The 12,384-nt window shown below is 65.1% G+C and carries 9 protein-coding genes; 8 read left to right on the forward strand and 1 reads right to left on the reverse strand.

The features are described from left to right. Positions 1-2: 2 nt before the first annotated feature. Positions 3-3,110, forward strand: a complete 3,108-nt coding sequence (locus L2I41_RS19545) for an alpha-mannosidase (protein ID WP_237155266.1) — start codon at positions 3-5, stop codon at positions 3,108-3,110. A gap of 13 nt (positions 3,111-3,123) precedes the next feature. On the opposite strand, the gene L2I41_RS19550 is transcribed toward L2I41_RS19545, so the two are convergent. Continuing rightward, entirely contained in the window at positions 3,124-3,438 is a 315-nt protein-coding gene (locus tag L2I41_RS19550) for a hypothetical protein (RefSeq protein ID WP_237155267.1), read from the reverse strand. Between the two features lie 281 nt (positions 3,439-3,719). On the opposite strand from L2I41_RS19550, the gene L2I41_RS19555 reads away from it, so the two are divergent. From L2I41_RS19555 to L2I41_RS19585, 7 genes are all read left to right on the forward strand, one after another. Then, the gene (locus L2I41_RS19555) at positions 3,720-4,238 is read left to right on the forward strand and encodes an AprI/Inh family metalloprotease inhibitor (protein ID WP_237155268.1); all 519 of its coding nucleotides are present in this window, start codon (positions 3,720-3,722) and stop codon (positions 4,236-4,238) included. Positions 4,239-4,248: 10 nt separating this feature from the next. Then, positions 4,249-5,457: a cell division protein ZapE gene (gene zapE, locus L2I41_RS19560; RefSeq protein WP_237155270.1), complete on the forward strand. Its 1,209-nt coding sequence runs from the start codon at positions 4,249-4,251 to the stop codon at positions 5,455-5,457. A 196-nt stretch (positions 5,458-5,653) separates the two neighbouring features. Beyond that, a complete protein-coding gene (gene mdh, locus L2I41_RS19565; protein ID WP_237155271.1) occupies positions 5,654-6,616 on the forward strand; it encodes a malate dehydrogenase in 963 nt (320 codons plus the stop codon). A 170-nt stretch (positions 6,617-6,786) separates the two neighbouring features. Next, on the forward strand, positions 6,787-7,983 hold the full coding sequence (gene sucC / locus L2I41_RS19570) for an ADP-forming succinate--CoA ligase subunit beta (protein WP_237155272.1): 1,197 nt from the start codon (positions 6,787-6,789) through the stop codon (positions 7,981-7,983). A gap of 5 nt (positions 7,984-7,988) precedes the next feature. After that, complete coding sequence (gene sucD / locus L2I41_RS19575) at positions 7,989-8,897, forward strand: succinate--CoA ligase subunit alpha (RefSeq protein ID WP_237155273.1); 909 nt, start codon at positions 7,989-7,991, stop codon at positions 8,895-8,897. A gap of 164 nt (positions 8,898-9,061) precedes the next feature. Continuing rightward, entirely contained in the window at positions 9,062-12,040 is a 2,979-nt protein-coding gene (locus L2I41_RS19580; protein ID WP_237155274.1) for a 2-oxoglutarate dehydrogenase E1 component, read from the forward strand. Between the two features lie 90 nt (positions 12,041-12,130). Then, positions 12,131-12,384: biotin/lipoyl-containing protein (locus tag L2I41_RS19585; RefSeq protein WP_304610567.1), on the forward strand; the 254-nt coding region annotated here is incomplete at its 3' end.

Here is a 12,384-nt window from a genome sequence, read left to right on the forward strand (position 1 = left end):
ACATGAACCGACTAGCCAAGATCGACCGTCTGCTCCAGGTGCTGTCGGAGCGGATCTTCACGCCGCTCGGCGAGTTCGTTCCCCTGATCTACAAGTCGGCACCCGAAGATGACCGGCCGAAGGTTCTGGCCGAGACCCGGGGTGACTGGGCGCCAGTGGTCAAGGATCTCGTCTGGAGCGGTCCGGACGTCTACACCTGGTTCGCCGGGACGGCGGTGATCCCCGAGGCGGCGCGCGGCCAGCGCGTCTTCGCCCGCGTCATCGCCGAGTTCGCCTATCCCATGGGCCGCAGCCTGCCGCAGTGCCTCGTTCGGGTGAACGGCAAGCTGCATCAGGGCGTCGACGGCTTCCACCAGGAATTCCACCTGATGGACAATGCCGTGCCCGGCACCGCCTTCGAACTGCTGATCGAAGCGGGCTGCGTGCATGACGGCCGCCGCCTGATGGGCTTCGAGATCGAGCTGATGGTCAACGATACTCTGGCCGAGAAGATCTATTACGATCTGAAGGTGCCGACCGACGTGGCGCGTCTCCTCAAAGACGACGACGCCCGCAAGCATCTGATCCTCAACCGCGTCGACGAGGCGCTGAAGCGCGTCGACCTGCGCGCCGGCAACCCCGAGCGCTTCGCCGCCTCGCTCCAGGCGGCCGAAAAGCTTGCGGACGAGATCTATGCCGCCGCCGATTTCACGGGCATGCCGGAGATCGTCGCCACCGGCCACACCCATATCGACATCGCCTGGCTCTGGCGCGTCAAGGAAACCCGGCAGAAGGGCGCCCGCTCCTTCTCCACCGTGCTGGCGCTGATGGAGCAATATCCCGACTATCGCTTCATGTATAACCAGTGCGTGCTGTTCGATTACATCGCGCAGGACTATCCGGAGCTGACGGGCCGCATCAAGGACAAGGTCAAGACGGGCGAGTTCGAGATCGAGGGCGCGCTCTGGCTGGAGCCGGACGTCAACGTCACCGGCGGTGAAGCGCTGGCCCGCCACATTCTCTACGGCGTCCGCTATCACGAGCGCGAGTTCAAGGTGACGCCGCATGTGGTGTGGCTGCCGGACACCTTCGGCTATTCCGCCGCCCTGCCGCAAATGATGCGGCTCGCCGATCTCGACGTCTTCGTCACCCACAAGCTGTCGTGGAACGACACCAATCGCATGCCCTACGAGAAGTTCCACTGGCAGGGCATCGACGGCAGCAAGGTGCCGGCCTATTTCCTGACCACGCAGAACTATACCTACGACGGCATCAACACCACCTATAACCCGGACGTGGCGCCGCGCTACATCATGGGCGCCTACAAGCGCTTCAGCCAGAAGCCGATCGAGGGCGAGCTGTTCATGGTCTACGGCCATGGCGACGGCGGTGGCGGCCCGACCCGCGGCATGCTGGAAAATATCCGCCGCATGGAACGCGGCATTCCCGGCTGCCCCAAGGTGCGCCACGAGCATATGCGTCCCTTCCTGGAACGCCTCGTCAACGCCATGAAGGCCGACCCCGAGGCCTATCCGACCTGGGTGGGCGAACTCTATCTCGAACTGCATCGCGGCACGCTGACCTCCGTGGCCAAGAACAAGGCCAACAACCGTCAGGCCGAGATCGCGCTGCGCGAGCTTGAAGCGCTCGCAACGCTGGCCCTCGTGGACGGCAGCTTCGACTATCCGGCGGAACGCCTGTGGCAGCTGTGGAAGATCGCCCTGCTCAACCAGTTCCACGACATCCTGCCCGGCTCCTCCATCGGCCCCGTCTATGACGACAGCGACGTGGACTACGCCGCCTTCTTCGCCGCTGCCGCCGCCCTGCGGGACGAGTTGGCCGGTCGCCTGACCGCCGGCGAGGCGGACCATTTCGTGCTGAACGTGCTCGGCCGCAAGCGCACCGGCTTCGTCACCCTGCCCGAGGGCAAGACGCTGGTGGACGGCGGCAAGGCCGTGGCGAGCCAGACCATTCATCGCGCCGACGGCCGGATCGAGGCCATCGCGCCGCTCGCCGCCGTGCCGGCCAGTGGTGGTCGTGCCGTGGCGCTGAGTGGGGCCGCGGCCACGGCTGCCGACGTGGGACCGGTCGCCGGCTCGACCCATCACCTTGAAAACGCCCTTCTTCGCGCCGAGTTCAACGCGCTCGGCCAGATCACCTCGCTGGTGGACAAGCGCACCGGCCGTCAGGCTCTGCCGCTCGGCCGTCAGGCCAATCGCCTCGTGGCCTATCGCGACATTCCCATGGACTGGGAAGCCTGGGACATCGACGACTATTTCGAGGAAGTGTCCTGGCCGATCGAGGACCTGCGGTCGCTCGAACTAGTGGAAGCCGGTCCCTATCGCGCCGCCATCCGCGCCGAATATGCCTATGAGTCTTCCAAGATTGTGCAGGTGATCAGCCTTGAGGCGGGTGCCGCGCGCCTCGACATCGACACCTTCGTCGACTGGCAGGAGCGGCGCACGCTGCTGAAGGCCGAGTTCCCGGTGGACGTCAACTCCGACGAGGTGCGCTCGGAAATCCAGTTCGGCCACGTCAAGCGCTCGATCGCCAAGAACACCTCCTGGGATCGCGCCCGCTTTGAATGCTCCATGCAGCGCTGGGTCGACATTTCCGAACCCGACTTCGGCGTCGCACTGCTGAACGACTGCAAATACGGCTATGACGCGCGCGATCGCATGATCCGCCTGACGCTGCTGCGTTCGCCCATCTATCCCTGGCCCAAGGCCGACGAGGGCGAGCACCGTTTCCGCTATGCCGTCTTCCTGCACCACGGCACCGCCGAGGCCGTGCCGGACGAGGCGGAAGCCTTCAACCTGCCGCTGCGCCTGATCGCCGGCAGCGGTGCGGCAACCGCGGCGCCGAGCCGCAGCCTGTTCGAGATCGACGGCCACGGCGTTACCGTCGAGGCGGTGAAGAAGGCTGAAGACAATGACGGGCTGATCGTCCGTCTTTGGGAAACGCGCGGCCGACGGACCGAGGTCGATCTGGTGCTGGCCGACTTCGTCGTCTCTGCCGACGAGGTCAACCTGCTCGAGCGCGACATCCGGCCGTGTTTCGTCGATGACGGTCGCGTGGCCCTGAGCTTCTCGCCCTTCGAGATCCGCACCCTGCGGCTCAACCGCCGTTGAGGCGGCGGGGGCGTCAGCGCCTGCGGCCTCCGGGCCGCCGGCGCGCCCCCAGGAGCATCAGCAGGATCGCCGGCACGCCGATCACCGCAAAGGCCGGCCAACCGATGATCGGCGCGACCAGGCCCGTCCAGCTGTCGGCGCCGATACGGGCTTGCAGGAAGCTGCGGGCGGCGGCGAACGAGGCGCTGTCGAGCGCCGTCCAGCTGTCCTCGAGCGAGGTGAACACCAGGTCGTTGGCGGCGATCGATCGGATGCCGTCGGCAATCAGTGCAACGATGGCAACGGCAAACAGCGCAAGGCCCGTGGTCCGGACCAGGAAGGCGATCATCGTCGGGTCTCCGATAGGCTCGTCCCTGCCTTGGTAGGGCAGGCCTTGCGCCCTGTCCAGTGAGCCGAACCGCTGCGATCTTGCAGATGCGACCCGCTTTTGCCAATTGTGGCGTTTTCCTTGATGGACAACCCCGCTATCATATGCCGGAAAATGAGAGAATCAGCTGGATAGCCGCAGCTGGTCTCGCACGCCTCTGCAGTCGGTGAGGCAACGGGTGGGCCTTCAGGGGCTGTCCGGGAACCGAAGGCAGACGGCTGGACCGATTGGGAGTTGTGAAGATGCGCATGAAACTGGTGTTGAGCCTTGTCCCGGCCGTTCTGATGGCAGCTTGCGGAACCTATTCGGCGCCGCCTCCGATGATCCAGCCGCTGCCGGCGGCGCCCACCAGCCCCGTGGCCTCGCAGACCCTGCCGCCGCCGATCACCATGCCCACCGACCAGATGGCAGCCGCCGACGCCGCCACCGGTGCGGGCGCTGCCGCCGCCATGCCGTCGGCCGCCACCGCGACGGAAGTTCGCAAGACCGATCTCATCGGCGGCTGGACGCTGGCGTCGGCCGGCGAAACCTGCCAGCTCTCCATGAACCTGACCACCTGGACCGGCGGTTACCGCGCCTCGACGCGCGGCTGCGCCTCGGACGAGCTGAAGTCCATCGGCGCCTGGGACCTCAACGGCAAGGAAGTGCTGCTGAAGGACGCCTCCGGCGCCGTCGTCGCGCGCCTGCTCGCCTCCGCGCCCACCCGCTTCTCCGGTCAGACCGACGTCAGCAAGCGCGGCGTCCAGTTCTTCCGCGGTTGAAGCCCGGCGCATGAAAGACGGACGGCCGTCGCGGGCGCAGACGGATTTTCGCGCCGATCTGCCCCGCGGACGCGGGGTCACCGATTGCTATGACCAGAAGGTGGCGGCGGGCGAGATTTCGCCCGACCCCGCCCAGCGGCTCGTTGCCGTCGAACTCGACCATGTGCTGCACGGCCTGGAAGAGGAAAAGCTCGCCGCCAAGGGCTCGGCTCTTGGCTGGCTGTTCGGCCGCAAGAAGCCGGCCGGAAATGCCCCCCGCGGTCTCTATGTCTGGGGCGGTGTCGGGCGCGGCAAGACCATGCTGATGGATCTGTTCTTCGAGCTCGCCTGCGAACCGCGCAAGCGCCGCCAGCATTTCCATGCCTTCATGGCCTCGACCCATGACCGCGTGGCCCGCGCCCGCAAGGCCATGGCCGCCGGCGACAGCCGCGATCCCATCGAGATCGTCGCCGCCGAGCTCGGCGCCGAGGTCAAGCTTCTCTGCTTCGACGAATTCTCGGTGACCGACATCGCCGACGCCATGCTGCTCGGCCGGCTGTTCTCCAGGCTGTTCGCGTTGGGCGTGGTGCTGGTGACCACCTCCAACGTGGTGCCCGACAATCTCTATCGCGACGGCCTCAACCGGGGCAGCTTCCTGCCCTTCCTCGGCGAACTGAAGGCGCGCTGCAAGGTGATCCATCTCGGCTCGGACACCGACTACCGCCTCGACAAGCTCGGCACGCACGAGGTCTATCTCTCCCCGCTCGGCCGCGACACGGCCGTCGCCTTCGATCGCCTGTGGGAGCGCCTGACCGGCGCCGAGCACGCCGCCCCGCTCGACCTCTCCATCAAGGGGCGGACGCTGCACGTACCCCATGTGGCCGGCGGCCATGCCCGCTTCACCTTCGACGACCTCTGCGCCCGCCCGCTCGGCGCGGCCGACTATCGCCTGCTGGCCGAGCGCTTCCACACCATCTTCGTCGAGAATGTGCCGGTGCTCGTCTACGAGCGGCGCAACGAGACCAAGCGCTTCATCACGCTGATCGACGTGCTCTATGACGAGGGCATCAAGCTGGTGCTGTCGGCGGCGGCCGAGCCCAACCACCTCTACCGCGCCGACCATGGCACCGAGGCCTTCGAGTTCGACCGCACCGCCTCGCGCCTGACCGAGATGCGTTCGGAAGTCTGGCGCACCAACCCGCCGCGCCGGGCCGACGACGCCTCTGTCAATGCCGGGTAAACCCCTTCAGGTCCTTGCCTTACGCAAACGTAAGTAAGTAAGAAGTCTGGGGCAAAACGAACACGAAAACCTCCTCTTTTTCTCAAAAATTCGCCATTAGCCTTCAGTTTGGCTTGCGTGTTTGCAGTAGTCATTGTATTGCGGGCCGACTGATGTCAGTCTAATTGACCTTTACGTAAACGGAAGGCATATAACAATGGCGCGGAAAAAGATCGCACTGGTGGGCGCTGGCCAGATTGGCGGCACCCTGGCTCACCTGGCCAGCCTGAAGGAACTTGGCGACGTCGTCCTGTTTGACATCGCGGAAGGAACGCCTCAGGGCAAGGCCCTGGATCTTGCCGAATCGTCGCCCGTCGACGGCTTCAATGCCAAGCTCGCGGGGACCAACTCTTACGAAGCCCTTGAAGGCTCCGACGTCGTGATCGTCACTGCCGGCGTGCCCCGCAAGCCGGGCATGAGCCGCGACGACCTCCTCGGCATCAACCTCAAGGTCATGGAACAGGTCGGCGCCGGCATCGCCAAATATGCCCCCACCGCCTTCGTGATCTGCATCACCAACCCGCTCGACGCCATGGTCTGGGCCCTGCAGAAGTTCTCGGGTCTGCCCAAGTCGCATGTGGTCGGCATGGCCGGCGTGCTCGACAGCGCCCGCTTCCGCTATTTCCTCTCCGAGGAATTCAACGTCTCGGTGGAAGACGTCACCGCCTTCGTGCTCGGTGGCCACGGCGACACCATGGTGCCGCTGCCGCGCTATTCGACCGTTGCCGGCATTCCGCTGCCCGACCTCGTCAAGCTCGGCTGGACCACCCAGGAAAAGCTCGACAAGATCATCCAGCGCACCCGCGACGGCGGCGCCGAGATCGTCGGCCTGCTGAAGACCGGTTCGGCCTTCTACGCTCCGGCTGCTTCGGCCATCGTCATGGCCGAGTCTTATCTCAAGGACCAGAAGCGCGTGCTGCCCTGCGCCGCCTATCTCAACGGTGAATATGGCGTCGAAGACATGTATGTCGGCGTACCCACCATCATCGGCGCCGGCGGCATCGAGAAGGTCATCGAGATCGAGCTCAAGGGCGATGAGAAGGCCGGCTTCGAGAAGTCGGTTGGCGCAGTCAAGGGTCTCGTCGACGCTTGCAAGACGATTGCTCCGTCTCTGGCCTGATACGAAGAAGGCCACAAGCCTCCTTCTTTAGTATAACCGCCTCGCCCTGGACTGGCATAAATACGGATAGTTCAGGTCAAAGCGGCAAAAAATTGGATCGGCGTGCGAAAAACTACTTAGTTTTCGCGCGCCGCTCTCGTAACCACTCTCCCCTTATTCGAGGACGCCGGATGAACATCCACGAATACCAGGCCAAGGCCCTGCTCAAAGGCTTCGGTGCCCCCGTTGCTGCAGGTGTGCCCATCTTCACCGCCGATGAAGCCGAGGCTGCCGCCAAGTCGCTTCCCGGCCCGCTCTGGGTCGTCAAGAGCCAGATCCATGCCGGCGGTCGCGGCAAGGGCAAGTTCAAGGAAGCCTCCGCCGGCGAAAAGGGCGGTGTTCGTCTGGCCAAGTCCATCGAAGAGGTGAAGCAGTTCGCTTCCCAGATGCTCGGTGCGACGCTGGTGACCAAGCAGACCGGCCCGGCCGGCAAGCAGGTCAACCGCCTCTACATCGAGGGTGGCGCCGACATCGATCGCGAGCTCTACTGCTCGCTGCTGGTCGACCGCTCGGTCGGCAAGGTGGCCTTCGTGGTGTCCACCGAAGGCGGCATGGATATCGAGACGGTGGCCCATGACACCCCTGAAAAGATCATCACCGTGGCGATCGACCCCATCAGCCGCGTGACCGCCGCCGACGTGGCCAAGATCTGCGCCGCGCTGAAGCTCGAAGGCGCTGCCGCCGAAGACGCCGCCAGCCTGTTCCCGGCGCTCTACACCGCCTTCACCGAGAAGGACATGAGCCTGCTCGAAGTGAACCCGCTGATCGTTATGAAGGACGGCCACCTGCGCGTCCTCGACGCCAAGGTCTCCTTCGACGGCAACTCGCTGTTCCGCCACAAGGACGTGCAGGCCCTGCGCGACCTGACGGAAGAGGACGAGAAGGAAATCGAGGCCTCCAAGTTCGACCTCGCCTATGTGGCGCTGGACGGCAACATCGGCTGCATGGTCAACGGCGCCGGTCTTGCCATGGCCACCATGGACATCATCAAGCTCTATGGCGCCGAGCCGGCCAACTTCCTCGACGTGGGCGGTGGCGCCTCCAAGGAAAAGGTCACGGCCGCCTTCAAGATCATCACCGCCGATCCGGCCGTGAAGGGCATCCTGGTCAACATCTTCGGCGGCATCATGCGCTGCGACGTCATCGCCGAGGGCGTGCTGGCGGCCGTGCGTGACGTGGGCCTCAAGGTGCCGCTGGTGGTGCGCCTCGAAGGCACCAACGTGGCGCTCGGCAAGAAGATCATCAACGAGAGCGGGCTCAACGTGATCTCCGCCGATGATCTCGACGATGCCGCCCAGAAGATCGTGGCCGCGGTTAAGGGGAACTGAGAACGATGTCCATTCTCGTCAACAAGGATACCAAGGTCATCGTCCAGGGCCTCACCGGCAAGACGGGTACCTTCCACACCGAACAGGCGCTCGCCTATTACGGCACCAAGATGGTCGCCGGCGTGCATCCCGCCAAGGGCGGCGAGACCTGGACCTCGGGCGTCGACGGCGCCGCCAGCCTGCCGATCTTCGCCTCCGTCGGCGAAGCCAAGGAGGCCACCGGCGCCAATGCTTCGGTGATCTACGTGCCACCGGCCGGTGCCGGCGCCGCCATCATCGAGGCCATCGACGCCGAGATCCCCTTCATCGTCTGCATCACCGAGGGCATCCCGGTGCAGGACATGGTCAAGGTCAAGGCCCGTCTCGACAAGTCCAAGTCGCGCCTGCTCGGCCCCAACTGCCCCGGCGTGCTGACGCCGGAAGAGTGCAAGATCGGCATCATGCCGGGCTCCATCTTCAAGAAGGGCTCGGTGGGCATCGTCTCGCGCTCGGGCACGCTGACCTATGAGGCGGTGTTCCAGACCTCCAACGAAGGCCTCGGCCAGACCACGGCCGTCGGCATCGGCGGTGACCCGGTCAAGGGCACCGAGTTCATCGACATGCTCGAGATGTTCCTCGCCGACGAAGCGACACAATCGATCATCATGATCGGTGAGATCGGTGGTTCGGCCGAGGAAGACGCGGCGCAGTTCATCAAGGACGAAGCCAAGCGCGGTCGCAAGAAGCCCATGGTCGGCTTCATCGCCGGCCGCACGGCGCCTCCGGGACGCACCATGGGCCACGCCGGCGCCGTGATCTCCGGCGGCAAGGGTGGAGCCGAGGACAAGATCGCCGCCATGGAAGCGGCGGGCATCCGCGTGTCTCCCTCGCCGGCCAAGCTCGGCAAGACGCTGGTGGAAGTCCTCAAGGGCTGAGGCAGCAGTTTCAACGAGCCGATGCGTCAGCATCCTGGCGAGTTGGTACCAGAACAAGAATGATGGAGCCGCGGGGTATTCCCTCCGCGGCTTTTCCCCCCGGATAGGCGCGGGACGACAAGCGCCGATACCTGAGGACGGGGCCCGACGGTCCCGATGCGGTCATGGCACGACAGGACGAAAACGAAGCATTCGCCCGCTCTTCCTTCCTCTACGGCGGCAACGCCAAGTATATCGAGGAGATCGAGGCCAAGTATCTCAAGGATCCCAAGTCAGTGGATCCGGAATGGGCGGCCTTCTTCGGCGACCTTTCCGAAGCGACCCATGACGTGGGCGAGAAACGCGGCGCCTCCTGGGCCCGGCCTGACTGGCCGCCCAAGCCGACGGGCGACTGGGTGTCCGCCCTCGACGGCGACTGGAGCGAGACCGCCAAGAAGGTCGAGAAGAAGATCGAAGCCAAGGCGGCGCCCGCCGGTGGCATCTCCGAGGCTCAGCTGCGCCAGGCGACCCTCGATTCGGTCCGTGCCATCATGATGATCCGCGCCTATCGCATGCGCGGCCACCTGCACGCCAACCTCGATCCGCTGGATATCGCCAAGAAGCAGGATCACGAGGAGCTGCATCCCTCGTCCTACGGCTTCACCGAAGCCGACATGGACCGTCCGATCTTCATCGATCACGTGCTCGGGCTCGAATTCGCCACCGTGCGGCAGATGATCGAGATCCTGCGCCGCACCTATTGCTCGACGCTGGGCGTCGAGTTCATGCACATCTCGAGCCCCGAGGAAAAGAGCTGGATCCAGGCCCGCATCGAAGGCCCGGACAAGCACATCGAGTTCACCCGCGAGGGCAAGCGCGCCATCCTCAAGAAGCTGATCGAGGCCGAAGGCTTCGAGAAGTTCCTCGACGTCAAGTTCACCGGCACCAAGCGCTTCGGCCTCGACGGCGGCGAGTCGCTGATCCCGGCGCTCGAGCAGATCATCAAGCGCGGCGGCAATCTCGGCGTCAAGGAAGTCGTCGTCGGCATGGCCCACCGCGGCCGCCTCAACGTGCTGACCCAGGTGATGGGCAAGCCGCACCGTGCGCTGTTCCACGAGTTCAAGGGCGGCTCCTACGCCCCCGACGACGTGGAAGGCTCCGGTGACGTCAAGTATCACCTCGGCGCGTCCTCGGACCGCGAGTTCGACGGCAACAAGGTGCACCTGAGCCTTACGCCGAACCCCTCGCATCTGGAAATCGTCAATCCGGTGGTGCTGGGCAAGGCCCGCGCCAAGCAGGACCAGACCGCCACGGTCTGGGAAGGCGACATCATTCCGCTCTCCGAGCGCGTGAAGGTGCTGCCGCTGCTGATCCACGGTGACGCCGCCTTCGCCGGCCAGGGCGTGGTGGCCGAGTGCCTCGGCCTGTCGGGCCTGCGCGGTCACCGCACCGGCGGTTCGGTGCATTTCATCATCAACAACCAGATCGGCTTCACCACCAACCCGCATTTCTCGCGCTCCTCGCCCTATCCGTCGGACGTGGCGAAGATGGTCGAGGCGCCGATCTTCCACTGCAACGGCGACGATCCCGAAGCCGTGGTCTTCGCCACGAAGATCGCCACCGAATACCGGCAGAAGTTCCACAAGCCTGTTGTCGTGGACATGATCTGCTATCGCCGCTTCGGTCACAACGAAGGCGACGAGCCGGCGTTCACCCAGCCGATGATGTACAAGAAGATCCGCAGCCACGATTCGACGCTGCAGATCTATTCCAGGAAGCTGACCGGCGAAGGCGTGGTGACGGCCGATGAGGTTGCCGCCTGGCAGGCCGAGTTCCGCTCCAAGCTCGACACCGAGTTCGAGGCGGGCCAGGCCTACAAGCCCAACAAGGCCGACTGGCTCGACGGCGCCTGGGCCGGCCTCAAGGTGGCCGACAGCTTCGACGAACAGCGTCGCGGCCAGTCGGGCGTCAACCTCGACATGCTGCGCGAGATCGGCCTCAAGCTGAACACCGTTCCGCCGACGCTCAACGTGCACCGCACGATCCAGCGCTTCCTCGACGCCCGCAAGAAGGCGATCGAGACGGGCGAGGGCATCGACTGGGCGCTGGCCGAGGCGCTGGCCTTCGGCTCGCTGGTGGTCGGCGGTCACAAGATCCGCCTGTCGGGTCAGGACTGCGAACGCGGCACCTTCTCCCAGCGTCACACCGTGCTCTACGATCAGGAGACCGAGGCGCGCTATATCCCGCTCGCCAACCTGTCGCCCGATCAGGCGCCCTATGAAGTGATCAACTCCATGCTGTCCGAAGAGGCGGTGCTGGGCTTCGAATATGGCTACTCGCTGGCCCGTCCGAACGCGCTCACTCTCTGGGAAGCGCAGTTCGGCGACTTTGCCAACGGCGCGCAGGTGGTGTTCGACCAGTTCATCTCCGGCGGCGAGCGCAAGTGGCTGCGCATGTCCGGCCTCGTCTGCCTCTTGCCGCATGGCTATGAGGGCCAGGGTCCGGAGCATTCCTCCGGTCGCCTCGAGCGCTGGCTGCAGCTGTGCGCCGAAGACAACATGCAGGTCGCCAACTGCACCACCCCGTCCAACTATTTCCACATCCTGCGCCGTCAGCTGACCCGCGACTTCCGCAAGCCGCTGATCCTGATGACGCCGAAGTCGCTGCTGCGCCATAAGCGTGCGGTGTCCAAGCTGGAGGAAATGGGCGCCGACACCTCGTTCCATCGCCTGCTCTGGGACAATGCTCAGTCGGACCCGGAGACGGTGACGGTCAAGCTGAAGCCGGACGCGGAGATCCGCCGCGTCGTGCTCTGCACGGGCAAGGTCTACTACGACCTCCTGGAGGAACGCGAGAAGCGCGGCGTCGACGACATCTACCTGTTGCGCGTCGAGCAGCTCTATCCCTTCCCGGCCAAGGCCCTGGTGGCCGAGCTCAGCCGCTTCCCCAAGGCGGAGTTCGTCTGGTGCCAGGAAGAGCCCAAGAACATGGGTGCCTGGACCTTCATCGACCCGTATCTGGAATGGGTGCTCAAGCAGATCGGCGCCAAGGTGCCGCGTGCCCGCTATGCCGGCCGTGCGCCGGCGGCGGCGACCGCCACCGGCCTGATGTCCAAGCACCTGGCCCAGCTTGCCGCCTTCCTCGACGAAGCGCTCGGCGACTGATCCCGGCAACCGAACCTGACACAAGTGGCGGGAGCTCAAGCCTCCCGCCTTTCCCCCGACACGATATTTCAGACGAAAGACGAGACGATCATGGCGACGGAAATTCGCGTTCCGACCCTCGGCGAATCGGTGACGGAAGCCACCATCGGACGCTGGTTCAAGAAGCCCGGCGAGGCCGTGAAGGCCGACGAGCCGGTGGTGGAGCTCGAGACCGACAAGGTCACCATCGAAGTGCCGGCCCCGGTTGACGGCGTGCTGGCCGAAGTTCTGGTCAATCCCGGCGAGACCGTCGGCGTCGGCGCGCTGCTCGGCTCGCTGGCCGCCGCCGGCGGCGCCGTTGCCGC

Origin of the sequence: Oryzibacter oryziterrae (assembly GCF_021864535.1) — a bacterium.
Classification (GTDB): Bacteria; Pseudomonadota; Alphaproteobacteria; order Rhizobiales; family Pleomorphomonadaceae; genus Pleomorphomonas; species Pleomorphomonas oryziterrae.